The 25,843-nt window shown below is 46.5% G+C and carries 22 protein-coding genes, 1 other RNA gene and 1 pseudogene; 13 read left to right on the top strand and 11 right to left on the bottom strand.

Going from position 1 to position 25,843, the window contains the following annotated elements; genetic code table 11:
• Positions 1-20: 20 nt before the first annotated feature.
• The 3 genes from QUA90_RS05180 to QUA90_RS05170 all read right to left on the bottom strand — a co-directional run bounded on the left by QUA90_RS05180 (position 21) and on the right by QUA90_RS05170 (position 3,366).
• Positions 21-911, bottom strand: a complete 891-nt coding sequence (locus QUA90_RS05180; protein WP_333444182.1) for a methylenetetrahydrofolate reductase — start codon at positions 909-911, stop codon at positions 21-23.
• A 131-nt stretch (positions 912-1,042) separates the two neighbouring features.
• Positions 1,043-2,053: a tryptophan--tRNA ligase gene (trpS, locus tag QUA90_RS05175; protein ID WP_333388095.1), complete on the bottom strand. Its 1,011-nt coding sequence runs from the start codon at positions 2,051-2,053 to the stop codon at positions 1,043-1,045.
• 197 nt (positions 2,054-2,250) lie between these two features.
• The gene (locus tag QUA90_RS05170) at positions 2,251-3,366 is read right to left on the bottom strand and encodes an HlyD family efflux transporter periplasmic adaptor subunit (protein ID WP_333444180.1); all 1,116 of its coding nucleotides are present in this window, start codon (positions 3,364-3,366) and stop codon (positions 2,251-2,253) included.
• A 334-nt stretch (positions 3,367-3,700) separates the two neighbouring features.
• On the opposite strand from QUA90_RS05170, the gene QUA90_RS05165 reads away from it, so the two are divergent.
• The 3 genes from QUA90_RS05165 (at position 3,701) to QUA90_RS05155 (ending at position 6,626) form a co-directional block, all read left to right on the top strand.
• Positions 3,701-3,928, top strand: coding sequence for a secretion protein HlyD (locus QUA90_RS05165; protein ID WP_333323021.1), 228 nt, complete (start codon positions 3,701-3,703; stop codon positions 3,926-3,928).
• 169 nt (positions 3,929-4,097) lie between these two features.
• Positions 4,098-4,280: a hypothetical protein gene (locus QUA90_RS05160; RefSeq protein ID WP_333228553.1), complete on the top strand. Its 183-nt coding sequence runs from the start codon at positions 4,098-4,100 to the stop codon at positions 4,278-4,280.
• A gap of 135 nt (positions 4,281-4,415) precedes the next feature.
• On the top strand, positions 4,416-6,626 hold the full coding sequence (locus QUA90_RS05155; protein WP_333444178.1) for a peptidase domain-containing ABC transporter: 2,211 nt from the start codon (positions 4,416-4,418) through the stop codon (positions 6,624-6,626).
• Between the two features lie 290 nt (positions 6,627-6,916).
• On the opposite strand, the gene QUA90_RS05150 is transcribed toward QUA90_RS05155, so the two are convergent.
• The gene (locus QUA90_RS05150; protein WP_333055475.1) at positions 6,917-7,309 is read right to left on the bottom strand and encodes a Fur family transcriptional regulator; all 393 of its coding nucleotides are present in this window, start codon (positions 7,307-7,309) and stop codon (positions 6,917-6,919) included.
• Positions 7,310-7,451: 142 nt separating this feature from the next.
• Between QUA90_RS05150 and purS the strand changes: the two genes are divergently transcribed.
• The 5 genes from purS (at position 7,452) to QUA90_RS05125 (ending at position 14,148) form a co-directional block, all read left to right on the top strand.
• A complete protein-coding gene (gene purS / locus QUA90_RS05145) occupies positions 7,452-7,736 on the top strand; it encodes a phosphoribosylformylglycinamidine synthase subunit PurS (RefSeq protein WP_333042010.1) in 285 nt (94 codons plus the stop codon).
• 302 nt (positions 7,737-8,038) lie between these two features.
• Complete coding sequence (gene purQ / locus QUA90_RS05140) at positions 8,039-8,740, top strand: phosphoribosylformylglycinamidine synthase subunit PurQ (RefSeq protein ID WP_333435011.1); 702 nt, start codon at positions 8,039-8,041, stop codon at positions 8,738-8,740.
• A gap of 327 nt (positions 8,741-9,067) precedes the next feature.
• Positions 9,068-9,871 carry a DUF4058 family protein gene (locus tag QUA90_RS05135; RefSeq protein ID WP_333444176.1) on the top strand — a complete coding sequence of 268 codons (804 nt, stop codon included), beginning with the start codon at positions 9,068-9,070 and terminating at the stop codon, positions 9,869-9,871.
• Between the two features lie 138 nt (positions 9,872-10,009).
• Positions 10,010-12,064: an ATP-binding protein gene (locus QUA90_RS05130; protein ID WP_333444174.1), complete on the top strand. Its 2,055-nt coding sequence runs from the start codon at positions 10,010-10,012 to the stop codon at positions 12,062-12,064.
• Complete coding sequence (locus QUA90_RS05125) at positions 12,061-14,148, top strand: WD40 repeat domain-containing protein (RefSeq protein WP_333444172.1); 2,088 nt, start codon at positions 12,061-12,063, stop codon at positions 14,146-14,148. Before QUA90_RS05130 ends, QUA90_RS05125 begins: the two co-directional genes overlap by 4 nt.
• Before the next feature lie 209 nt (positions 14,149-14,357).
• Here the strand turns inward: QUA90_RS05125 and QUA90_RS05120 are convergent, their stop codons facing one another.
• Both QUA90_RS05120 and QUA90_RS05115 read right to left on the bottom strand, forming a co-directional pair.
• Positions 14,358-14,651, bottom strand: coding sequence for a hypothetical protein (locus tag QUA90_RS05120; RefSeq protein ID WP_333444170.1), 294 nt, complete (start codon positions 14,649-14,651; stop codon positions 14,358-14,360).
• Positions 14,652-14,718: 67 nt separating this feature from the next.
• Positions 14,719-15,633 (bottom strand): M23 family metallopeptidase, encoded by a 915-nt coding sequence (locus QUA90_RS05115; RefSeq protein ID WP_333444168.1) that lies wholly within the window; start codon positions 15,631-15,633, stop codon positions 14,719-14,721.
• 313 nt (positions 15,634-15,946) lie between these two features.
• On the opposite strand from QUA90_RS05115, the gene QUA90_RS05110 reads away from it, so the two are divergent.
• Complete coding sequence (locus tag QUA90_RS05110; RefSeq protein WP_333444166.1) at positions 15,947-17,167, top strand: HhoA/HhoB/HtrA family serine endopeptidase; 1,221 nt, start codon at positions 15,947-15,949, stop codon at positions 17,165-17,167.
• Positions 17,168-17,471: 304 nt separating this feature from the next.
• Here QUA90_RS05110 and QUA90_RS05105 read toward each other — a convergent pair whose 3' ends face one another.
• Together QUA90_RS05105 and scpB are read right to left on the bottom strand one after the other, a co-directional pair.
• The gene (locus tag QUA90_RS05105) at positions 17,472-17,819 is read right to left on the bottom strand and encodes a DUF760 domain-containing protein (protein ID WP_333391039.1); all 348 of its coding nucleotides are present in this window, start codon (positions 17,817-17,819) and stop codon (positions 17,472-17,474) included.
• A gap of 42 nt (positions 17,820-17,861) precedes the next feature.
• Entirely contained in the window at positions 17,862-18,377 is a 516-nt protein-coding gene (scpB, locus tag QUA90_RS05100; RefSeq protein WP_006635908.1) for an SMC-Scp complex subunit ScpB, read from the bottom strand.
• A 769-nt stretch (positions 18,378-19,146) separates the two neighbouring features.
• Between scpB and QUA90_RS05095 the strand changes: the two are divergent.
• Positions 19,147-19,254 (top strand): annotated as a pseudogene (locus QUA90_RS05095) (IS630 family transposase); the annotation flags it as partial.
• 124 nt (positions 19,255-19,378) lie between these two features.
• The gene (locus QUA90_RS05090) at positions 19,379-19,534 is read left to right on the top strand and encodes a hypothetical protein (protein ID WP_333444164.1); all 156 of its coding nucleotides are present in this window, start codon (positions 19,379-19,381) and stop codon (positions 19,532-19,534) included.
• 37 nt (positions 19,535-19,571) lie between these two features.
• On the opposite strand, the gene ssrS is transcribed toward QUA90_RS05090, so the two are convergent.
• Both ssrS and QUA90_RS05080 read right to left on the bottom strand, forming a co-directional pair.
• A non-coding RNA gene (gene ssrS / locus QUA90_RS05085) (6S RNA) lies at positions 19,572-19,759 on the bottom strand.
• Between the two features lie 50 nt (positions 19,760-19,809).
• Positions 19,810-21,072 (bottom strand): 5-(carboxyamino)imidazole ribonucleotide synthase, encoded by a 1,263-nt coding sequence (locus QUA90_RS05080; protein WP_333444162.1) that lies wholly within the window; start codon positions 21,070-21,072, stop codon positions 19,810-19,812.
• A 338-nt stretch (positions 21,073-21,410) separates the two neighbouring features.
• Between QUA90_RS05080 and purD the strand changes: the two genes are divergently transcribed.
• Together purD and QUA90_RS05070 are read left to right on the top strand one after the other, a co-directional pair.
• Positions 21,411-22,691: a phosphoribosylamine--glycine ligase gene (gene purD / locus QUA90_RS05075; protein ID WP_333444160.1), complete on the top strand. Its 1,281-nt coding sequence runs from the start codon at positions 21,411-21,413 to the stop codon at positions 22,689-22,691.
• A 170-nt stretch (positions 22,692-22,861) separates the two neighbouring features.
• Entirely contained in the window at positions 22,862-25,027 is a 2,166-nt protein-coding gene (locus QUA90_RS05070) for an ATP-binding protein (protein ID WP_333322999.1), read from the top strand.
• Between the two features lie 120 nt (positions 25,028-25,147).
• Here the strand turns inward: QUA90_RS05070 and QUA90_RS05065 are convergent, their stop codons facing one another.
• A complete protein-coding gene (locus tag QUA90_RS05065; RefSeq protein ID WP_333444300.1) occupies positions 25,148-25,798 on the bottom strand; it encodes an O-antigen ligase family protein in 651 nt (216 codons plus the stop codon).
• Between the last annotated feature and the right edge of the window lie 45 nt (positions 25,799-25,843).

Below are 25,843 nucleotides of genomic sequence, written 5' to 3'. Positions count from 1 at the left end.
ACCCGCCCCGTGGGTTAATTTTAGCTCAGTGGCTCGATTCCTGCCAAATCCAAAATTTGAGGAATTAAATCTTCTCGTTTGACAGCCATCATGTGAACTCCTTGACAAATCTGCCGCGCTAGCTTGACTTGTTCGGCAGCAATTTTTATGCCTTCCTGCAAGGGTTCTGGAGATTTTGCTAAACGATCGATCGTCTCTTGTGGGATGTGAACTCCCGGCACGTATTTTTTAATAAATTCAGCATTTTTAGCTGATTTAAACAAAAATATTCCTGCTAAAACTGGCTTGTTGCAGCCTGCAGCAACGTGGTGCATAAACTTATCCAAAACTTCAAAATCTGTAATTAATTGACTCTGAAAAAACTGTGCTCCAGCCTCTACTTTTTTCTCAAATCGACTTTGCAAACCAGACCAACTGGGGCATTGCGGATCGACGGCAGCACCGACAAATAAATCAGTAAATCCGTCTGTTAAAGGTTTGTCATTCCAGTCTAAGCCGCCGTTCATTTTTTGAATGACTTGTAACAGTCGTACTGATTCAAAGTCGAATACACTTTTTGCTTTAGGATGGTCGCCCGCTTTGACGGGATCACCTGTAAGTGCTAATACATTGCGAATGCCTAAAGCGTGGGCTCCCATGAGATCCGCTTGCAGACCAATTTGATTGCGATCGCGACAAGCAACTTGACAAATTGGCTCAATTCCGTGCTGCACTAAAATTGCCGAAACTGCTAGGGGGCACATTCGCATCACTGCGCGACTCCCGTCGGTGATATTAATGGCGTGCACTCGGTTTTTGAGGCGTTCAGCCATTTGAATTGTGTGAGTCATGTCGCCACCTTTTGGCGGGGCAACTTCGGCGGTAATTATAAATTCTCCGGGGGTGGTGCAGGCTGTGCGAAAACGGTTCATGATTATTTGTCTGTTATTGGTTATTTGTTATTTGACAGTTGACAGTTGTTAGTTGACAGTTGGCAGTTGTTAGTGGGTAGTTGGCAGTTGTCATTCTTAACCAGTAACCAATAACAACTAACCACAAACCACTAAACAGGTAAAGAATAACCGAAAGCTGTCTTAACCTTAGTTAGAGTTTGATTAGCAATAGCTTCTGCTTGTTCTCTTCCGCGACGTAGTACAGACTCTAAATATCCCGGATCGTCCATTATTTCCTTGTATTTATCCTGAATTGGTTTGAGGGCATTAATTGTCGTCTCTGTCAGCAAGGGTTTAAAATCTCCCCAACCCATGTTTTCACACTCCGCTGCTACTCCTTCCTTAGATTTGCCGGAAAGCAGGAGATAAAGTGTCAGCAAATTTCTAGCTTCGGGGCGATCGGGGTCGTCAAATGTCAAACCCCGCACGGCATCGGTTTTGCAGCGCTTGATTTTTTTGGCGATCGCATCTGGCGAATCCAATAAATTAATTCGACTTTGTTCGGAAGGGTCAGATTTCGACATTTTGCGCGTGCCATCTGTCAAACTCATCACCCTCGCACCGTCAGTCCGAATTAACGGTTCGGGAAGTTTCAATACTGGCTTTTCGGGTGTGCCGAATTGGTGATTTAATCTGATGACAATATCGCGGGTGAGTTCCAAATGCTGTTTTTGGTCTTCTCCCACTGGCACTTTGTCGGCATCGTAAAGCAAAATGTCTGCTGCCATTAACACGGGATAATTTAGCAAGCCTGCATTGACATTTTCACCTTGTTTAATTGCTTTTTCTTTAAACTGAATCATATCTTCGAGCCAGTTAATCGGCGTAATACAGTTGAGCAGCCATGCTAGTTCTGTGTGTGCCGAGACGTGGGATTGCACGAAAATAGTAGAATATTCTAAATCGATGCCGCAAGCTAAATACAGTGCGGCGATCGTGTAAGTGTCGGAGGCTAGAGTTGCTGGATTGTGCGGTGCGGTAATTGCGTGCAAATCGACTACGCAGAAGTAATTTTCGTACTGACTTTGACCTTCTACCCAGTTGCGAATGGCACCGAGATAATTGCCGAGGTGAAGATTGCCTGTTGGCTGAACTCCAGAAAGAACGCGCTGTTTGCCCATGAGGAAAGAATAGAATTAAACTCACATTTCTATATTGACACGTTATTTCAATTTCAGGGCTTCTAATTTTCTGGCGGTTGACTGTTGACTGCTGACTGCTGACTGTTGACTGTTGACTGCTGACTGTTGACTGTTAACTGCTGACAACTAACAACGAACAACTGACAACTGACGACTGACGACTGACAACTGACTAATTACCAATCTGTCAGCAACCTTGCTTTCCGCAAAATAAATGTCAGAACAGTTTCTTCGCCCGTAATAATATCGGCTCTGCCTTCCATTCCCGATTGAATCGAATACTGGCGGGGCACATTAGCCGGGGAGTTTCCGAAGAATTGGCCGTTGGTGGATTTGAGTTTTGTTAAATAAGTTTGTTCAGGCTTAATTGCCACTTCGTAATAAGCTGTACCTAAATTATTAGTGGGATTTTGAGGGGCGATCGCATCTGGGGCGATTTCGCTGACAGTTCCTTTTAATGTGCCGTAATCGGGGAAAGGCAAAGCCGAAATCCTGATCTGTACGGGTTGGCCGATTTGGATGCGGGCGATGTCTTGGGATGTCACCTTGGCTTTGACTACCAGGGGTACGTCGCTGGGGACAATTTGGGCGATCGCGCTGCCGGCTTGTACGGTTTGACCAGTATTGCGTACTTCCAATCTGAGAATTGTACCATCCGTGGGCGTGCGGATCACGCTATTTTCTAGTTTTAACTCAATTTGATTTAGTTCTTTTTTAGCTTGAATTAATTGTTGTTGAAGGGACGATCGCTTGACGAGCAAAACCCGCCGACTTCGGCCCAGTCTCTCGGCGACATCCGGCAGCGATGTGGCGAATTTAACTAAAGCGGATTCGATTAATTCCTGTTGGGCGGAACTTTCACTTTCGATGCTTTTAAATTGGGCGCTGGCCAAAATTTGGTTTTCTAAGTCGCGCAGTTGCTGGTTGATTTGCTGTGCTGCTGTTTGAGACTGATTAATTATTTCTTGTAACTGCTTTTTTTGAGCGCCCAAACGCGAAGCGTCTACAACTGCGATCGCATCTCCTTCTTTTACTGTCTGATTCTCGCTGACAGCAATGCTTTCGACGGTTCCTTCGGTTGCTGCTTGCACGACGCGCACTTCTCCGGCGGGACGGACGATCGCGTCTGCTTTGACTGTAGCGCTGTATTTGGTGACGCTAGCGAGGGCAATCACCCCGCCAAAGGTCGCCACCATCAAAATGCCACCCAAAGTCGTCCAGCGGCTGACAGGGGGCAAAAACTGGTCGTTATCAAAGGTTTCAGCGGGTGTGGTTTCGGGAGTGAGAGACATGGCGGCAAGGGGGAGAGGGGAATAGTTTGGAGTTTGGAGTTTGGAGTTAGGGGGAGGGAGAGATCGCTGATTTGTTTTGTCACTTTTATGATCAGCTTTCCGGAAACCAAGCATAGGTTTAGAAGTCTAAATCAAAATTCACAGGGTAAAGGTAAAAATCCGCACAGCTTTGCCGTTCCCACCCACAAACTTCGCCAAAGATCAAGAGGAGTGAAGCCAGAGGGCGACTGTCATGAAAATACGGCGTTTCCGCCATGACTTTTGGCGCTGTTACCGGGTTTTTCCTGTATGCGTAGGTAGTAAGTAAGTACATAGGTATTAATAGGAGTTATTTATGCCAGAAAATCAACAAGGTTCACTCTTCATCGAAGTAACCGATGGAGAATCTGCTACTGTCAACGGTGGCAGCATTACCAGCGGTGTTAGCGGTGCTAAAAGCAACAGCGAGACGGATAACAGCAGCCGCGAGGGTCTCACTATGCTGTTTTTCCTGCCGCAGCCGAGCCAGCTTTATCTGTACGATCCAAACCGCGATCGCCCTTACCCAACCCTAGTGGTTTAGATAGCTGAGTCAAGTTGTGCGATAAAGTAAATTTTGAAAATTTATCCGTAGTATTCCGGATGTCGTACAGGACTACAAGAAGTATTACTCAGTATTTACACAAGAATCTAGAAATTAAATAATATTTCTAGTTTCCCTTCAATTTTATTAAGTTAAACGGAGTCTAATCATGAAAGAAACAAAGGACAATTCACTGTTTGCTGAACTCACCCCTGAAGAATCAGCTAGCGTCAACGGCGGTCACTATTATGCCAATCGATACAATTGTCAGCGGCAGCGGCGCAGTTGGGTCGTGTACCGCCGGAATTGCGACGGTTCATACAGAAGAGTAGTCCGCTACGCCTACTACTAAAGTTTAGTGCTAGTCAATTCAGATCTATAACTGTGGAATCGAGAAAGCACCCATAACTTTATGGGTGCTTTTTGCTGATTGGGTAGTTGGTGATGAGTAATCTTCTTTATGCTCTACCATTATTCATTTTGCAAAATGTTAAAGAACATCCCTTTGATCGGCAAAATGCCATTATTCGGACAAATTAACAGGTTTAAGAAATATCAGGTTGTTCTCCAGCAGAGCGAAGAAGATTGCGGGGCGGCTTGTTTGGCTTCGATCGCGAAATTTTACGGACAAAATTTTACTATTAGCCGCTTGCGAGAATGTGCGGGCACCGGCCAAAAAGGGACGACTCTGCTGGGCTTGAAACAAGGTGCTGAGGCGATCGGCTTTAATGCTCGATCCGTGCGAGCCGCGGCTGCTATTTTAGACCAAATTGAGGAAGCACCTTTACCGGCAATTATTCACTGGAGTGGTTATCACTGGGTTGTTTTGTACGGAAAGCAGGGCGACAAATATGCGATCGGCGATCCGGCTGTCGGTATGCGCTATGTTTCTAAAGCAGAATTAGCAGCAGCTTGGACAGATTGGCTGTGCTTGCTAGTAGAACCCGATGCTGAGCGGTTTTTTGCGGCCGCAGAGGGCCAACCACCCGCCAATTCCTTACAAAAATGGATGCGCCGGATTGGGATTTATCGCCCGATTTTAATGGAAGCATTTTTGCTGAATGTGGTGTTGGGTTTGCTGTCGATTTCTTCGCCTTTTCTCGTTCAACTGCTCACCGACGACATCCTGGTGCGGGGCGACAGACAACTCCTGGCGAGTGTGGCGATCGCAGTTATAGTTATGAACCTTTTTAGCAGCAGTTTAGGATTGGTAGAGTCGAACTTAATTGCTCAGTTTTCCCAGCGTTTAGAATTGGGATTGGTGATGGAATTTGCGCGCAAATTCCTGCGATTGCCTTTGAGCTTTTACGAAACCAGACGCAGTGGCGAAATCGTCAGTAGATTACAAGACATCCAAGAAATAAATAAATTAGTTTCTCAAGCCGCTATCAGCTTGCCAAGTCAATTTTTTATAGCTGTAGTTTCTTTTGTTTTTATGTTATTTTACAGCAAACAACTGACTTTAGCAGCTACAGCTATAGCTCTGTTAATGACTGCCTCTACAGTGGTATTTTTGCCCGTATTGCAGCAAAAAACGCGCAGTTTATTTGTACTGGAAGCAGAAACTCAAGGCGTTTTAGTAGAAACTTTTAAAGGCGCGCTGACTGTCAAAACTACTAGCAGCGGTCAGCAACTTTGGGAAGAATTTCAAACCCGCTTCGGTCGCTTAGCAAAGCTCACTTTCCGCACTACACAAATTGGCATTCTCAACAATATATTTTCTGGTTTTGTTGCCTCTGCTGGCAGCATTACTCTGCTGTGGCTTGGTAGCGGTTTGGTGATTGACAAGGTATTGAGTATCGGTCAGTTGCTAGCGTTTATTAGCATGAATCAAAACGTTACTACTTGGGTGAATTCGCTAGTAGGATTTACTGATGAGATGACTCGCGTGCAGACAGCTACTCAACGGCTGTCGGAAGTCATCGATGCTGAACCGGAAACTAAAGACGATACGAATAAACCTTTTGTAACTATTCAAGACCGCGACGGTATTGTTTGCAAGAGTGTTAATTTTCACTACCCCGGCAGACTTGACCTGCTGGAAAATTTTTCTGTCACATTTCCCGGCGGTCAAGCAATTGCTTTAATCGGCAATTCCGGCTGCGGAAAAAGTACGCTAGCAAAAGTAATTTCTGGTCTGTACCCGCTGCAATCTGGTAATATTAGAATTGGCGGTTACAACTTACAGGATTTGTCTCTCGACAGTCTCAGACAGCAGGTAGTATTGGTTCCTCAAGAAGCGCATTTTTGGAGCCGTTCGATTCTCGAAAATTTTCGTTTGGGCAGTCCAGATATCAGCTTTGAACAGATTGTTAAAGTCTGCAAAATTGCGGGAGCGGATGAATTTATCAGCCAATTGCCTGATAAATATCAAACTGTTTTAGGGGAGTTTGGAGCGAATATTTCTGGCGGACAAAGACAAAGATTGGCGATCGCCCGCGCCATTCTCAACAACCCACCCGTATTGATTTTAGACGAATCTACCGCAGGGCTTGACCCCGCAAGCGAAGCGGAAGTCTTAGAAAATTTGTTGATGTACAGGCACGGGAAAACGACGATTTTTATCAGTCACAGACCGCGAGTGATCGATCGCGCCGATTGGATTATCATGTTAGAACGCGGCCGGTTGAAAATGCAAGGCTCGGCTGCAAAATTGCGATCGATTCCAGGAGACCATTTAGAGTTTTTGCATCCTTGAGTGAGTTAATAAAACGACAGGTTGAAATCTGTCGCTACACAAACAAAACCAGCCTGGGCGGTTGGACACCGAGTCAATCGATTTTAGATTTTAGATTTTCGATTGAAGCATTGACCCTACGGATAAATTCGGGGGGCAAGTTTCATCGGAGACACGTTTTTTATTTCTGGGTCCTGAGTCTGCTTTCGGAATGAATCCGGGGGCTTTTATCCTGGAGGCTTTCGGTCAACAGTCAACAGTCATTTTGGTCGTGCAACCGGAATTGATATCACTCATGACTAATAACTTCTCTAAGATTCTTGAGCCAAAGTACATCGATCGCACAATCCGAAAAACTCCAAAGTGTGATAATAAATCTTGAAAGAATGAGATTGTTGTAGTTGGCTTTCTAAGTGGTGGACGGGGCATTCGTCGATCGTAATGGACGCGCCACATTCCAGACAAGTTAGGTGGTGTTGGTCTTGGTGGGCGGCACCGTAGAGAGATTCGCCACTAGCAAGCGTTCTGACGTGAACGAACCCCTCTCGCTTTAAACCGTCGAGGGAACGGTAAACGGTTGCTAAGCCCATGCTTTGGTCGCTGTTACGCAGTTCTAAGTAGATATCTTGCGCTGAGAGCGATCGATTCAAGTGCTTGAGCAAGTGTAAAATACGCTCCTGACTGCGGGTGCGGTTGGTTCTCATAATTTTTTGTGTAATCTGCTAGAGTCAAATCTGTCCCTATTTCTAGGCTATCTTACTTGGGCTAACCGAATGGCGATCGGCGCGCAGCTCGGTTGTAGAATACAATGGGGCTAACTTTCACATCACCTACCGCAACATTCCCGTGACTCAGAAATATCTTGCCCAAATCTATGTTACCCTCCGCCCTTCTGTTTTAGATCCTGCCGGCACTGCCGTACAGTCTGGTTTGCAACACATGGGATATGACAATGTTGAGCGCGTGCGTATTGGGAAATATGTTGAATTGACGCTGACTGCTGCTGGTGAGTCGGAGGCCCGCGAACAACTCGATCGCGTTTGCGACCAACTTTTGGCCAATCCAGTGATTGAAAATTATCGCTTTGATTTGACTGAAATTCCTGTTGCTGTGGAGACAGCGGCGGCATAAATTCGATCGCCCCTAGGGTGTTTTTAAACCCGGAGAGCCCCCCTAACCCCCCTTAATAAGGGGGGGACAAGAGTGTTCACAGTCTCTATTCAAAAGGCGAGGACAAGAGTGTTCAAAGTCTTCGTTAAAAACACAAGAACTAGAACCACTCAAAGTCCCCCTTCTTAAGGGGGATTTAGGGGGATCTAGACTTTGATACAAGCGAGAGAAACCTAAGATTGCAGTCTTAAGTTGACACCTCTTCCTTCTTCCTTCTTCCCTCTTCCTTCTTCCTTCTTCCTTCTTCCTTCTTCCTTCAGCTTATGAAATTTGGAGTTATTGTTTTTCCGGGTTCAAATTGCGATCGCGATGTGGTGTGGGTGACTCAAGGGTTACTCCACCAACCGACGCGGATGATTTGGCACGAAGATACCGATATTTCGGATATTGACATCATTGTAATTCCCGGCGGTTTCAGTTACGGAGATTATTTGCGGTGCGGCGCGATCGCCCGTTTTTCTCCGGCGATGCGCGCTACTGCGGAACACGCGAAAAAAGGCAAACTTGTACTGGGTATTTGCAACGGTTTTCAGGTGTTGACTGAAGCTGGTTTGCTGCCCGGTGCTCTGGTGCGGAATGCGGGATTGAATTTTATTTGCGATCGCGCTTCTTTGAAAGTCGAACGCGGTAATACTCGTTGGACTGCGGCTTATACTACGGGTGAAATCATCGATTTGCCGATCGCCCACGGCGAAGGAAACTATTATGCCGATGCCGATACTTTAGCAGAACTAGAAGAGCACAAGCAAGTCCTGTTTCGCTACTGTACTCCGGCGGGCAAAATTAACGATGCTGGCAATCCCAACGGTTCGTTAAATAATATTGCCGGTATTTGCAACCGCCAAGGCAATGTATTAGGAATGATGCCGCATCCTGAACGGGCATCCGATCCGATGTTGGGCGAAACTGATGGGGTTAAATTGTTTCAAGGGTTGTTGATGGCAAGTGTTGCTGCTGTTTTGTAGTTGATATTTGGGGTGTCTATAATTTTATGAACAGGCAAGATGCCTGTTCCACAGTAGATTAAATTTGTTGTGGGGTGGGCATCTTGCCCGCCCAAAATCAACAGCCTTTCCGGCCTGTTCGACAATAGATTAAATTCATCTACAAATAGACATCTCCAATAATTACTGTGGCACAAACATCGTGCCTCTTCTTAAAGCTTTAACTGGTTCCCAGACTCCAGCCTGGGAACCTATATCCAGAGGCTCTGCCTCGCTTTAAAGCGACGCACCCTACAAAATTAAAAATGCTAAAATGATTTGAAAGTCAATACATCGGAAAACAGTCCTATGCCTTCACCTTTTCCTGGAATGGACCCCTACTTAGAACACCCCGATTTCTGGCAGGAAACTCATCATTGGTTAATTTCTGCGATCGCGGCATCCTTAGTCCCCCAAATTCGCCCTAAATATGAGGTTGCAATCGACAAACGCATCTATGAAATTACCGATTTAAATGAAAGTAACGACGAGTCCCTTTTAGTAGGTATCCCCGATGTCGCGATTAAGCGTCAATCTAATAACCCGAATATTCCTACAGGTTCAGTTGCTACTGTAAGTATAACACTTCCGACTACCGTTAAAGTGCCTGCTCCTGAAAAAATTAAACAGACTTACTTGGAAGTGCGAGAAATGGCAACGAAACAAGTTGTCACCGCAATTGAGATTCTTTCTCCTGTGAACAAACGTAGTGGAGAAGGAAGAATTACTTATCTCAAAAAACGCCAGAGCATTTTAGGTAGCTTAACCAATTTAGTGGAAATCGATTTACTACGAAAATGGGAATCTCTGCCCATTCTTAATAATTCTATTCAAAGCGATTATCGGGTTTTGGTCAGTCCCAGTAATCGCCGTCCGTTTGCCGAACTTTATGCTTTTAATCTCCGCGATTCTCTACCTATATTTCCGCTTCCCTTGCGCGAGGAAGATGTAGAACCTATTGTTAATTTACCAGAAATATTTGCAGGTATTTACGAGCGCGCTGGCTATGATTATCGGATCGATTACGATCGAGAACCCGTACCGTCTCTATCGGAAGAAGATCGGGTTTGGGCTACCCAAATTTTGCAAGAAAAAGAACTTCGAGATAATTAATTATATTTTACTTTATATCCTAGGGTTAGTCGCGATCGACAATCTCTAAATCCACTTGTAAATTTCGCTGCGACGGACTAAAGGGCAGCCGGCAACATATAATTACTACCAACTATTTAAAAGAGGAATATTTATTTTATGCCACTAATGGACTTAGCTAATTTTAAAACTAGGGTAATTGGATGCAGTGCGGTGATGGCTATTGGACAAGTTATTTCAAATGCGATCGCCAATCCGGGAACTCAAGCAGCAGCGGGTATTATCGGCGGCCCGATCGCAGTTGGGGGAGTTTCTATCTTAGCAGCGATTGCTAGTGGTATAGCGGGGAATATCGCGGCTAATGACCTCGGAAATCGGATGACCGAACGGTTGAGCAAAAATCCGAAGATTCTCGATAATCACGATTTGATTAAGGCCGCGGGTGAGGCGATCGGCTATATTTTGAGAGAAGTTGCGAAGTCCGATCGCTTAATTGCGATCGCCGAAACCAAAAAATTGCCTTATCCAGAAACAGCACTCAGTCAATTAGCCGAGAAAACTCCTGAATACTGGCTGGATATTAACACGAATACAGCCGACTTGTCAAGGGGTTTAAATATTTCCGAAGACCAGTTAACCAAGATTTTTTCTGCGGATGCCGAGGAGTTCGATCGAGTTACCGGATTGACAACGGCAGATTGGGCAACTTTCGTCAACGAATTCGCTGCCAGCGAGGGCAAATCCTTCGATGCGGAAATAGTGGAAGTTGTGGCGGACAAGCTGTACGCAACTTTCCCGAAAGCGTACCGCCAAGTGCTGAAACTGGATGCGGCGAAGGGAGGAGAAAAGTTTGCGACGATGCTGTTGAATCTGCACCAAATTGCTTTGGCAGAACTGAGAGATTTGGGGCTGCAAAATGGGGAAATTCTGCAAAAGTTGGAGGCCGTGGCAACTGGGCAGCAGATTTGTCAAGTGATGGGGAAATTGTCAGCGATAGAAATTGGCATCCGGGACGATTTGGCGAAAGTTCGGGAATTGCTGCAAACATTTATCGATACTTCAGGGCCCCGATTGCCGATTTCTTTGAAGTCCGAGACGATTATTGAAGACCGAACTCAAGACTTTACCGGGCGCAAGTTTGTATTTGAAGAAATTGGCAGTTTCTTGCAAACCAATCGGAAAGGCTATTTTGTTTTAGAAGCAGAACCGGGTGTCGGGAAAAGTTCAATTCTGGCGCAGTGCGTGTTGATGATGAGACGCCGCTGCGTTACTCATTTTAACTCGCGATCCGACGGGATTGTTGATGCCAAAACTTTTCTGGAAAATGCCTGCCTTCAATTAATTGATGGCTTTAAACTTAGGGATAAGTATCGGCAACTGCCGGAAAATGCGACGGCAAACGGCAATTTTTTAGGGCGGCTGTTGGGGGAAGTCAGCGCTACATTGGGCGGGAAAAAGTTGATTTTTGTAGTAGATGCCCTCGATGAAGTCGATTTGAGTTTGCAAAGCAGTGGCAGCAACGTTCTCTATTTGCCGGACGTTTTGCCGGATAACGTTTACTTTATTGTTTCCAAGCGGCCGGAATCTTTGCTTTTGCCGACGACGAAGAATGATCGGGTGTTTGATTTGATGCAGTACGATGCAGAAAGTCTGGAAGATACCAAGGCTTATATTGCAAAACGCACCAGCAATAGCGCGTCGATTCAGAATTGGATTGCCAGTCATGATTTGAGCCTGGAACAGTTTGTGGGGGCGGTGGCCCAAAAAAGCCAGAACAATTTTATGTATCTCCGCTACGTGCTGAATGATATCGAAACCGGCGAGTACATGGATGTTTCTTTGGAAGATTTGCCTAGGGAGTTGACAGGATATTATCGGAAGCATTGGGCACAGATGATGGGCAGGGAAGACGATCCGCTGTTGGAGATGAAAGTTAAGATTATCTACGTGATCTCGAAAGCGCGCGAAGCTGTTTCTCGGGGCTGGATTGCTAAATCGGTAGGCGAGACAGATTTTAAAGTACAGCAGGTACTCAAGAAATGGGATTCATTTTTGCGGCAGCAGCAAGTCAGCGGCGAAAGTCGCTACAGCATTTATCACAACAGTTTTCGCGAGTTTCTGGCAAAAGATGAAACTGTGCAATCTGCGGGGGTTAATGTTGAAGAACTTAACCGTCAAGGTATGAATAACAGGATAGAAGGATCACCGCTATGAGCGATTTGGGTGTGTGGTTGGCGGAGCAAAGTAAATCGGAGCGAGAATATTTGTTGAAGCATCAACCCAGGGATTTCATTGAAATTGGGGGAGATTTCAACCGTTATTATCGTTGGGTGACGGATTTTGGTTTTATTGAGGCGAAGTTAAAATTGTTGGGGGTGCAGCCGCTAATTGAGGATTACGATTTAGGGAGAAATGCAGATGTTTTGCTGTCGGAGGGGCAAACGCAAACGCTGAATTTGATTCAAGGGGCTATTCGCAAATCGGCGCACATTTTGGAAAAGGATAAAACTGAATTAGCAGAGCAATTATTGGGGAGGTTGCTAGATTTTGAAATGACTGATATTCAGGGGTTGCTGGAACAGGCAAATCAGTCGAAAGATAGTGTTTGGTTGCGGCCTTTGAAGGCTAATTTAGAGCGGCCCGGAGAAGGATGTCTGCGAACTCTCATCGGTCATACTGAGTCGGTAAAAGCAGTGGCGATCGCACCAGACGGCCTGACAGCGATTTCCGCTTCAGAGGATAAAACCCTGAAAATCTGGGACACCGAGACAGGTACGGAAGTTAGAACCCTCACGGGTCATACTGAGTCGGTAAAAGCAGTGGCGATCGCACCAGACGGCCTGACAGCGATTTCCGCTTCATGGGATAAAACCCTGAAAATCTGGGACACCGAGACAGGCACCGAAGTTAGAACCCTCATCGGTCATACTAACCGGGTACAAGCAGTGGCGATCGCACCAGACGGCAAAACCGCGATTTCGTCTTCATACGATAACACCCTGAAAATCTGGGACACCGAGACAGGTACGGAAGTTAGAACCCTCACTGGTCATACTGGCTGGGTAAATGCAGTGGCGATCGCACCAGACGGCAAGAGAGCGATTTCGGCTTCAGAGGATAAAACCCTGAAAATCTGGGACACCGAGAGAGGTACGGAAGTTAGAACCCTCATCGGTCATACTAACCGGGTAACAGCAGTGGCGATCGCACCCGATGGTTTAACAGCGATTTCCGCTTCATGGGATAAAACCCTGAAAATCTGGGACACCAAGACAGGTAGGGAAGTTAGAACCCTCACCGGTCATAGTGACTGGATAGAAGCAGTGGCGATCGCACCCGATGGTTTAACAGCGATTTCCGCTTCACGGGGTAACACCCTGAAAATCTGGGACACCAAGACAGGTAGGGAAGTTAGAACCCTCACCGGTCATAGTGGCGGGGTAGAAGCAGTGACGATTGCACCCGATGGTTTAACAGCGATTTCCGCTTCATGGGATAAAACCCTGAAAATCTGGGACACCGAGACAGGTACCGAAGTTAGAACCCTCACCGGTCATACTAAATCGGTAGATGCAGTGGAGATCGCACCAGACGGTCTGACAGCGATTTCTGCTTCACGGGATAAAACCCTGAAAATCTGGGACACCGAGACAGGTACGGAAGTTAGAACCCTCACCGATTATACTAGGCGGGTAAATGCAGTGGCGATCGCACCAGACGGCAAAACCGCGATTTTCGCTTCAGGGGATAACACCCTGAAAATCTGGGACACCGAGACAGATACCGAAGTTAGAACCCTCACCGGTCATACTAGCTTGGTAACAGCAGTGGCGATCGCACCAGACGGCAATACAGCGATTTCCGCTTCATGGGATGAAACCCTGAAAATCTGGGACACCGAGACAGGTACCGAAGTTAGAACCCTCACCGGTCATACTAAATCGGTATATGCAGTGGCGATCGCACCAGACGGCAATACAGCGATTTCCGGTTCATCAGATGAAACCCTGAAAATCTGGGACACCGAGACAGGTACCGAAGTTAGAACCCTCACCGGTCATACTAGCTGGGTAACAGCAGTGGCGATCGCACCAGACGGCAAAACCGCGATTTCTGCTTCACTGGATAACACCCTAAAAATCTGGGATTTGCTTAGTGGCAAAGAAATTGCTAGTTTCAGCGGAGATTTTAGCTTCAATTGCTGTGCAATTTTGCCTGATGGAGTGACAGTTGTAGCGGGCGATGGATCGGGCCGGGTGCATTTCCTGCGATTGGAGGGAGTTAGCGGCGGGGGATAATCGGATTTTTGGGTCGATTCGGGCGATCTAATTTGAAATCCTCGGCGGTTGAAATCCCGGCGGTTTCTAACCGCGTCTACACAAACGATGTCCGCCTACGCGGACGAAGAAGGTATTTGGAGATTGAAAATCATCGGGTGAAATCTTCAACCCGCGAAGGCGGGTTTTGTCTGTGTAGACGCGGTTTCAACCGCCGGGTTTTTTGGGTTTCAACCGCCGGGTTTTTTCTGGATGGGCGATCGAGTTTTTGGTGGATGGGCGATCGAATTTGAGAGAAATGTGCGATCGGGCAATAAGTTGTTCACCAATAAGTGATTAATGGAAACCCGATTAGTGCGATCGTTACTTGTTTCTCGGATTCTATCAGGTTCAAAAAGATTGTGAGTAAAATAAACGGGGTTTGCGTCATTTGTTTTTGTAATTGAGTCTGGTAAAATCTTGGTAACATATTTTTGGGAATAGGCAATCGTGTAATAATTCTGCTGCCTATCTTTTTTTACCACCACACAGCTCAATCCTTACCCCGTCTGGATTTGGGGCGGTTTGTCACCCCCCAGCACACTAACAATCCTATTTTTTAATAGTCGCTTGCAAATAAAGCAGCGGGTCTTCAGCAACCCAACCCAAACCCGAATTGTACCGAACTTCAAAATGCAAATGAGATGGCGGAATGTCCCGTTTTCCCGTCGTCCCCACAGTTCCCAAAACTTCTCCAGACTGCACTTTTTGACCGACTTCTACCGCAATATCTTTCAAATGAGCGTAGCGCGTTTGCTTCCCCGCTTCATGGTTTACCACCACTAAATTCCCGTAATCCCCCTGCGGCCCGGCAAAGGCGACAGTCCCCTCGCCCGCAGCCAAAACCTGCGTACCCTCCGACGCCAAAAAATCTACGCCACTGTGGAAAAAAAATTCGCGCCGCGCCGGATGCAATTGCCGCCCGTAACGCAAAGCTTCCACTGCAGGGGCGGGCAGCGGAAATCCTTGCACCGATGGCGTTGCATCGGGATTGATAGAAGGCCCGATCGACCTATTCACCGCTGGCACAAACACCGTTTTCCCCAAAGGCCTGCACCCGTTCGCCTCAAATAGCAAATCTGCGGGCACTTTGTAAGCTTCTGCCAGTTTTTGCCAATTCGAGCCTGCAGGCACTTCTACCTCGATGCCACTGTACGGAGGAATGACGATCGCACTTCCAGCAGATACTTCACCGCCCCGCAACGTCGGATTTATCCCGATCAGCGCTGCAGGAATCACATTGTACTGCCGCGCGATGCTTTCTATGGTTTCGCCCTGGGCAACAGTGTGGCGACGCAACCGAGACCTAGCCGGACTCGGGCAATCGCGGGCGGGGTCAGGGTTTTCTACAGGTATACCTGAAGGAAGATTTGCAGGTGGGATCTCGGTATTTGCCGCCGTTTTCCCAACGGGTGCGATCGACCAAATTAATGCAGAAATCAGCGGAAATAAGCGTTTAAACCTCATGATCTACAGAAAAAAGTATTCATTGGGGACAGTTGACAATTTTAAAATTCTGTGAACCTGGATATTTACAAGCTCTAGCCACCCCCCAGACTGTAAATCCCAGGCTAAGCCAAGTTAGGATGAGAATTATTAGTTTGAGTCGCTCTTGGCAAATCCGGCAAAATTGCCTGTGATGCCGATGGGCGCCAGCCAGTTAACAGCTATGTTCTTGAGGAAGCGGTACGCCCCGCCCCGCTTCCTTCCCGTCGCCAAGACAAAAATGCTTGATTCCGAACGTGTCTGCGGGGATGAGGTATCTAGCGGGAGTTATTAAATGAGTTTATCTTTTAAGCAAGCGACCCTTTATGTGACTCTGCTGTCAATCGGCGGAGGTATGGGATGGTTGGGAAATCGCTATCTGCAAGGCTCAAATAATCTGGAAACCGGATTGGTTTTGCCAGTAGTGCGCCAGCAAATCCCCCCCTATCCCTCTCCTCCTGTTCAGGAAAATCGGGCAGTCGATCGCAGCAATCCCAATTTTATTGCTGAAGCAGCCGAAAAAGTCGGCCCTGCTGTAGTGCGGATTGACGCATCCAGCAAGGTGGCGAATCAAGTGCCGGAAGCATTCAAAAATCCTTTGTTTCGTCGGTTTTTTGGGGAGAATTTGCCGCAGCCGGAAGAACGAGTCAAGAGAGGTACGGGTTCCGGGTTTATTCTCACTTCTGACGGCCGCATCGTTACTAATGCTCACGTTGTCTCCGGGACGGATACTGTCAAGGTGACTCTCAAAGACGGCCGCGAGTTTGAGGGTAAGGTGCAGGGAGTCGATCCGCTGACGGATGTTGCCGTGGTTAAGATTAATGCTAAGGAACTGCCGCAGGTGGCTTTGGGTCGATCAGACAATATTGTACCGGGACAGTGGGCGATCGCGATCGGCAATCCTTTAGGTCTCGACAATACCGTGACTGTGGGCATTATCAGCGCTACGGGTCGATCGAGTTCCCAAGTCGGCATCCCCGACAAGCGAGTCCGCTTCATCCAAACCGACGCCGCCATCAACCCCGGCAATTCAGGCGGCCCCTTGCTCAACGACCAAGGCGAAGTAATTGGCATCAATACCGCCATTCGCGCCGACGCTCAGGGCTTGGGATTTGCAATTCCGATCGAAACCGCCAAACGAATTTCCGATCAGTTATTCGCCAAAGGTAAAGCCGAACATCCCTATCTCGGCATTCAAATGGTCAGCTTGACTGCCGCCACCAAGGCAGAACTCAACAAACAGCTCGATAGTAATAAAATTACCCTCGATCAAGGCGTAGCCGTGGCGCGAGTCGTGGAAAATTCCCCCGCTCAAAAAGCGGACTTGCGCGCCGGAGATGTCATTCAAAAAGTTGACGGAATTGCGGTTAACACTCCCGGTGACGTGCAAGAACGGGTGGAAAACACTGTTGTGGGCAAAGAACTCGAAGTGGAAATTAACCGTTTGGGTCAAGTTCAGAAAATTAAAGTACGTCCGGGTGCTTTTCCCCTATCGGGTAGCTCCGCCGGTGGGTAATACGATTTTCGATTTTCGATTAAAGAATTAAGAATGACTTACTGCATAAGGATTTGGAGCTTATCTACAGTTGCATTCTTTTTTGAAATTGGTATTAGTTGCAAGGGTGGAGGATGGAAGATGAATCTGATGCTTTATAGTCCTGGAAGCAGTAACCGGGTTTTTTCACCAAAAGCCGCGGTGTAGCGCGAGGGATAGCCGGTTAACAGCCCGGTTTCTTAATTCCCTGTGCCTCCATGATTCAGGATTATGGATTTTTCTGAACAACTTTCATCTTTCTGACTTCCCCAACCCGTTGATTTTTTTACTTGTCTTTGGGTGAGTTTGGTTTAATCGAGCTGGTGCTTGCTAAATTTTCTTCTAGGTACATCCTCTGCTCCATTTGCCTCAAAAAATAGCCTGTCATCATCGCTGAAGCTAGCAAACCTGCTAAGTTTTCGCGATCGGTGGTAATTTCGACGTTAAAATTTTCTGAAGGCAAAACGCCGACAAGTCCTTGAACGTTATGAGAGATTATTTCTCTGATGTCGGGGCTGACGGACTTGGCGACGCGGGCTAGAACCTCCGGGGATTGGTGTTGGAGGTACTTCAGCAGTGGATTGACTGCGGTTTGTTGGGCATTGGATGCGTCAAAGTCAGGGTGAAAAACCATTTGGCGATTCTTAATTTCTGGCTGGTTACATTCTACTTCAAACTACTCGTCATTGCTTGGGTACAAATTTGCCTGAAAGTCAATTTGCAATTGTTTTGGCAGTTGATCTACTTGAAAGTACCGATGAAATTTCTCGGTAACTTGTAACCAATACGACCGCCCCTCAGCAGGCCGCCGTTTGCGAACGAAACCCATTTCTACCAGTTCCTGCACTTGTTGGTAAGCTCCTGAACCTCGCAAGTTAACTAAATCTGGCTGAGCGATGCCGCCTTTGAGGGCGATCGCAGCCAGCGTCCGCAAAGCTCCCACACCTAATTCTGGAGGTATTAAAGTTTGCATTAAACTGGCAAACTCTTCTCTGAGTTGCAGGCTGTATCCCGTGGGGGTTTCGACGACTTCTAATGCACTGTCGCGGTGGGACGAGTCAGACATGAGTTCGATGATGGCGTCTTCGGCTTCGGCTCGATCGCACTTGGCAATCTCGGCAATTTCTGCGATCGACACTGGCTGACCTTTTAGGTAAAGTATGGCTTCTATTGTTGTGGCTAAGCGAGTCATTTGGGAATTGGTAATTAGGAATGGGGACGTGGAAAGAAGCAAGGAAGAAGAAAGACTCAGGAAAACAACAGTTATCGGTATTTCCGTAACTTCGGTGTCGTGAATAATGAGAGTTAGGAATAAACATTCCCCTTACACAAATTATTAATAGTGTAGGTTAGGTTGATGAACAAAACCTACACTATTAATTTTCTTTTTTTATATCAGTCCGAGACGCAGAAATATATAACGTTTCTGGCTCTCCTGAGCTTATGGTGTAAGATAGATCAACCAATACACCTGACGGGGTGACACCCCCGTCATAACCCCTAGCTGACGGGGTTGTGACCAATTTATGGTAAAAAAAGATGGGTCAGTATTGTTAAGAAACCCCATCAGTTAAAATGTTACCTCAATCATACCAAATTTGTTTCCAACGGTCGCTCAAAAACGCCTAATACTTGACTCTGACTATTGTAGTTTTTCTGCTCCCAACCCATAAACAAGTGAGTATAGCCCGTCACCTAAAAGTCGGGTGTCAATTAGTAATTGCATTGGATAGAACTCAATGGAAAGATTATAATGTCTTAATGGTAAGTGCCATAGTTCAAAAAAGGGCATTTCCTGTATTCTGGACGCTGTGAGATAAACATGGGGTTTCTAATACAAGTCGAAGAGAAACAAGTGTTATGTCCAGTTATTCGCTTGTTAAAAAGATATAAATTAGTAATTGTTTGCGCTCGGTAATTTCAGTAACTGCTCACCGCAACCCGGTTGCGGTGAGCAGTTACGACTTTGGCCGCTTACAAATGAGCCTCTTGCTAATCGAACATTTGAAAATCTTGATGACTTAGAAAAGGTTTTATTTACTCGCTACAAACAATTACTCCAACAGTAAGATTTAATTCGGGGTTTCACAAACTTTCACTGGTGGCCTCAAGTTCCCGTTGCTGCTTAATTATGGGTAAGTACCCGGACATGATATAAGATTGAGCCTCGAATTTATAATTTTAGTTAGTGGGATGAAAGATCTTGTCGGGTCGATCGCACCTGGGCAATCTCACTCAGTTGGTGGCGGGCACGAGTCAGAGGGGTCTGTGTTTCCCAGTTGCGATCGCCCTCATCGAGCTCACGTTAACTATGAATCAAAGCGTTTATCTCAAAAAAAAATAGGCTAGCTATATTTCACAGCGCCTATCTCAATCAAAATTTTAATGGTTCCCCGCAACGCCGTCTTACCTCAGCTTTTGACCTGGTATTTTACCAGGTGGGTACCGTTGGCTCGGACTTAAAGTTTCTGGGTACAAGCCCAGTTTACTGCTGTCCAAACATCTTGATTCCCGAGAGTTAAGAGTTATAGATCAAAAAAACATTATTGGCAGTCACCAACGTCGCAGTAGAACCTTTATTTAATATATACCAACTAACCAGATTTTGGCAAGCTTCGAGCAATTTAACTTGCATACCAGATAGATTCAACGGTTTGAGCGAGATCCTCTGCTGACGATCGCCCCTGAGCCACCAAGTCCGCGTCGATCACAACTGTAACGTGACCGAGTTTGCGACCGGGACGCGCTACTTTCTTACCATACCAATGGACAAAAGCACCACTAATTTGTGCCAGTTGTTTTCTTTTTGCTAAATAATCTGACTCAGCCGACTCGTAACCTAGCAAATTTACCATGACAGCGCCTGCACATTTTAAATCGGAATTCCCTAAAGGCAGTTGACAAACTGCACGCAAATGCTGTTCAAATTGTGAAGTTTCACAGGCATCGATGGTAAAATGTCCCGAGTTGTGGGTGCGGGGTGCAATTTCATTGACTAACAGCTTATTATCAGCGGTTAAAAATAATTCAATGCCGAATATGCCGACAGCTTGCAAACTGTTGAGGAGAGTGCGGGCGATCGCACAAGCTTCAGTTTTGACATCTAAACTAATATCAGCGGGCGCAATCACCACATGACAAACCTGATTTTGCTGCTGAGTTTCGACGATCGGATAAATCGCAATTTCGCCATTTGCCGATCGAGCCGCAATCACTGCCAATTCGCGATCGAACGGCACAAACTCTTCCACTAGCAAAGACTGACCTTGGAGTGTAGCACGAATTGACTCAAAACTCCCCCGATCCTTAACAATAAAAGTACCTTGGCCGTCATAACCGTGGCGGCGAACTTTGACGACAAAGGGAAAGTCGATCGATCCAGCACCCGAGTCTCCTGCAATCTGCACGCTGTCAGAAACAGAAATTGCCGGAAAGTCGATCGCCACCGCCTTAAACAATTCCGGGGGCAAATCCGCGCTGCAATCCCATTCCCAAAACCTCGGAGTTGGCAAACCCAAACCTTGTAAATAACAGCGTTGAACGTACTTATCCAACAAAGGAGAAAGCGACGACAAACTCGGCTGAAATAACACACCTTGCTCTTCTAGCGACCGCAAACCATCCAAATCCACAAACTCATTTTCAAAAGTAATAACATCGCAGCCAGCCGCCAATTGAGCCGTAGCCAAAACATCATCAACAGCAGCCAAAACAGCATCAGCAGCAACAGAAACTGCTGGGTCAGTAGCATGGGGAGTTTGTACTACCAATTCAATACCGAGCGCCCTAGCAGCATCCCCCATCATCGAAGCTAGCTGGCCGCCGCCGACAACGCCCACCCGCTTAAATTTGGCAGACGAACTCGCAGCGGTTTGATTTGATTTCATGTGAGTAAAATTCCCCAGAGTCAACCTGCCTATCTTATCGCTATTTGTCCCCGGATCAATTATAGTAATTGCAGAGTTAAAAGCCAGAAAAGAGTTTTAATTGCCTGATTAAATCGAGGCAGAACCCAGAAAAATTGGGCGGCTAAAGTCTTTAATTATTGCACCCTCCCAGCCATTGAGAAACAGCCGTCGAACGCCACCCCTCCAGAAAAGTGCCACATCTAGCAATTCCCTAGCGCCAAGCATGGCATAATTGACAGCACTGCAAAAAGCAGATAGACAGATGCCAACACTGAAAATCAGACATTCAGGGAACACAATTTATAGGTGAGGATACTGTGAAAGTTTTAGTTGTGGGAAACGGAGGTCGCGAACACGCGATCGCAAAAAAACTGCTAGAATCTACGCGGATTAAACAAGTATTCTGCGTACCGGGCAACGGCGGCACAGCTACCACCCCAGGCTGTCAAAATCTGTCGCTCAACATCGACGACTTCCAAGGCATCGAACGCTTTGTGATGGTCAACAACATCGGATTAGTCATCGTCGGCCCCGAATTGCCCCTATCGCTAGGCATCGCCGACTATTTCCAACAGCGAAAAATGATGATTTTCGGCCCCACCAAAGCCGGCGCCCAAATTGAATCCAGCAAATCCTGGGCCAAAGAATTGATGCTCGAAGCAGGCATCCCCACACCCAAAGCTGCCGTATTTACAGACGCAGAAGCAGCAAAAGCATACGTTCTAGAACAAGGAACCCCGATAGTTATCAAAGCAGACGGACTCGCATCAGGCAAAGGAGTCACCGTTGCCACCACCGTCAAAATGGCTCACAGCGCCATCAACACCATTTTCCGAGGCGAATTCGGCACCGACAACATCCGAGTCGTCGTCGAAGAATTCTTAACAGGTCAAGAAGTCTCGATTCTCGCCCTCACCGACGGCATCACAGTGGAACCGTTGCTGCCGGCCCAAGACCACAAAGCTATCGGCGAAGGCGACAAGGGAGCCAACACCGGCGGTATGGGAGCCTACGCCCCAGCGCCCCTTGTCACCCCGGAACTCATGGAAAGGATTCAAGAAGAAATTCTCGAACCCACCCTCGCAGCACTCCAAAAACGCAAAATCGACTACCGGGGTGTACTCTACGCAGGTTTAATGATTACGCCAGAAGGAGAACCCACAGTCTTAGAATTCAACTGCCGTTTCGGAGACCCCGAAACTCAAGCCGTTTTGTCACTGCTGGAAACTCCTTTAGAAGATTTGGTGCTGGCCTGCTGTCAGCAGCGTCTCGGTGAATATTCTATTCGCTGGAAGTCGGGAGCCTCTGTTTGCGTAGTTTTGGCTTCTGGAGGCTATCCTGGAAGTTATCAAAAAGGCAAAGTTATTACAGGTATCGAGGAAGCTGAAGCCAAAGGAGCAGAAGTGTTTCACGCCGGCACTCAGTTGAAGAACCAGCAGTTGGTGAGCGACGGCGGCCGGGTTTTGGGCGTCACTGCGACGGGAGAAACTTTGGAACAAGCTATTTCCAAAGCTTATGCTGCAGTTGATTGCATCCAATTTGAAGGGGTTTACTGCCGTCGGGACATCGGTCGCCGAGCTCTGGGCGATAAAAATTAGGAATTGCGACATCGGCCGCCATCCGAAAGCCAAGCAATCTCAATGTAGAAATGTAACAATGAAGTTTGGTATCTCTGCGGTGGCGGTAGCGGACAAGTCGCATCAGAAAAGTCGATCGGGAGCCAACTGAATTGATCTTGCTATTAATATTGAACTGGTGAACTGGTGAAATGCTGGCCATACTAAACAAAATCGGAGAAATTATTGCCCGCTGGTGGTCGGATTTTACCCTCCAGACCCGCCTGATGGCCGCTGCTACCCTCGTAGTGTCGTTAATTATGAGCGGCCTGACATTCTGGGCGGTGAATACTATCCAGCAAGACGCCCGACTTAACGATACTCGTTACGGCCGAGACCTCGGCCTGCTGTTGGCGGCAAATGTGGCGCCCCTGATTGCCAAAAACGATCGCTCCGAAGTCGCCCGCTTTTCCCGCCAATTTTACAGCAGCACCTCCAGCGTCCGCTATATGCTTTACGCAGACGAAGCGGGAGATATTTTCCTGGGGATACCCTTTTCGGAATCCGAGGTGGAGACTTCCCTGACGCTGCGCCGCCAGATCAAACTTCCCGATAATTTTCTCGCCGATATTGAGGCGAGAAATTTAACTTCTTTGCCTTTGGTGCGGCAGCATTTGACGCCAGATGGAGAAGTGACCGATGTATTTGTGCCGTTAATTCATGAAGACAAATATTTGGGAGTTTTGGCGATCGGCATTAACCCAAATCCCGCAGCAGTTATCTCTTCAAATCTGACTAGGGATGTCACTTTAGCAGTATTTGTCACTATTTGGGTGATGGTAATTTTGGGAGCTGTATTTAATGCCCTGACAATTACTCAGCCGATTAAACAATTAGTCTTTGGGGTCAAAAACATCGCCAGCGGGAATTTTAAGCAGCGAGTTGACCTGCCTTTGGGTGGAGAATTGGGCGAGTTGATTGGCAGTTTTAACGAGATGGCCCAGAAACTCGAAAGTTATGAAGAACAAAATATTGAAGAGCTGACAGCGGAAAAAGCTAAGTTAGAAACTTTGGTTTCAACGATTGCTGATGGCGCGCTTTTATTAGACGCAAATTTGCAGGTGATTTTAGTTAATCCGACGGGGATGCGGATTTTTGGATGGGAAGGCAAAAATGCGCTCGGAGTAAATGTTCTGAACATTTTGCCTTCGGAAGTGCAGCAGGACTTGGCGAGACCTTTGCAGGAAATAGCTGCGGGCGATCGCGAAGGCGGCGAATTTCGCATCTCTCTGAGCGAACCAGTTAACCGTACAATTCGGATTGTTTTAACTACTGTCATTCTGCACAAAGCGCCCGGTGCCGAACCGCTGTGCAAAAGCTGCATCCGCCATGAGGAAGATACCTGTAACGAGCCACAACGCCCGCTAGCTGTAGAGTGTACTTTCTACGAGCAAACCTTCAAGCATCAAGGTTCCGGAAATTACCGAGAAAGTCTCAAAGGCATTGCAATGACAGTGCAGGACATTACTCGCGAAGTAGAACTCAATGAGGCTAAAAGCAATTTTATCAGCAATGTTTCTCACGAATTGAGAACACCTTTATTTAATATCAAATCTTTTATCGAGACTCTCCACGAGTACGGAGAAGACCTTCTAGAAAGCGAGCGCAGGGAATTCCTAGAAATTGCCAACCGAGAAACCGATCGACTAACTCGTTTAGTTAATGACGTGTTAGACTTGTCGCGACTGGAATCCTGCCGAGTTTATCACTTGGAAGCTGTTGACCTTCCGCAAGCTGTGGAACAAACCCTGCGGACTTATCAGTTAAATGCTAAGGATAAAGGCATTGAATTAGAGCAAGAAGTTGACCCGTATTTGCCGCCTGCTTTAGGTCATTACGATTTGTTACTGCAAGTATTTGCAAATTTAGTAGGAAATGCCTTAAAATTTACTCAGTCCGGCGGCAAGGTGGCCATTCGAGCATATTTGCTAGAGCCGGAGGCGCCCACCCAGAAAGACGATCAATCCGTCCACCACAACTTGTCACCGGATGCTCAACATTGTCCGGTAGTGCGGATCGAAATTTCTGATACGGGAATTGGCATAGATCCCGAAGACCAACAAGCAATATTCGATCGCTTTTTCCGGGTAGAAAACCGAGTACACACTTTAGAAGGAACGGGATTAGGTCTTTCTATTGTCAGAAACATTATTGACAAGCACCACACTAAAATTAATTTAGTTAGCGAAGTTAATGTGGGTACGACTTTCTGGTTCGACTTGGCAGTTTATCAGCCGAAAAAAACAGTAGAGATGGAAAATTCTTGGCCAGTGGAAGCAACGGTGGAGAGTGAAACAATTGCGAGTCATATTAAGTGAGCCCACTTAATTAAACGTAAAATGCGATCGGTGTTAAAGCCCCGACTTCTTTAAGAAGTGGGGTAGATGCCTATTCTTTGTAAAGATTCTCCTCATAGGCCTGACAAAACGCTGACATCATCAGTGTGGGTTATCCTTAGCTGTCCTATCTAAGCTCAATTTTACCGATAAAACTACATACCAACACCAATAAGTACCAACCCCCAATAGTCCCCCCTCTGTCAAATTAGTCATTAGCATAAATGTTAATAAATACAAAGGCAAACCTGACTCTGGAAAACTTCCTTTAACTAGGTACTTTATACCTCTAAATATATTATTCAAGAATGACCCAATAAACAACAAGAGTCCGGTCCAACCCAGCTCGCAAAGTATATCAAGAAAACCATTGTGAGAGTGGGGTGGCACAAAACCAGTTTTAGCTACTATAATTCCGTAAGCGGGATTTTCTGAGCCACGCCAAAACTGCCAAAATCCTTTCATTCCATAACCAAATATGGGATGATTTTGATTAATTCGATCAATAATTAAAGGCCAAAAATCGGTTCTACCGGTTAAAGTCATATCTTTTTTCAAACCATCCACAATAATAGCCTCTAAATTATTTAACACCAAAATACTTATACCTATACTACCGACCAAAAATAAGATAAAGCAGAGAAAAGCCCATTTTACAGGTAATCTTTTTAAGAGGGCTAAATAACTCCACAAACTGATTAAGACCACTGTCAAAATCCGACTAGTACAGCTCGGCGTAAGTAGACAGACTATATTTGTGGTAGAATAACATAGTTAGTTTAGACCAGTTTCGGTAGG

Source organism: Microcoleus sp. D3_18_C4 (assembly GCF_036702355.1).
Classification (GTDB): domain Bacteria; phylum Cyanobacteriota; class Cyanobacteriia; order Cyanobacteriales; family Microcoleaceae; genus Microcoleus.
The sequence above is the reverse complement of the archived record's forward strand: the minus strand, read 5'-3'. Positions and strand labels throughout refer to the sequence as shown.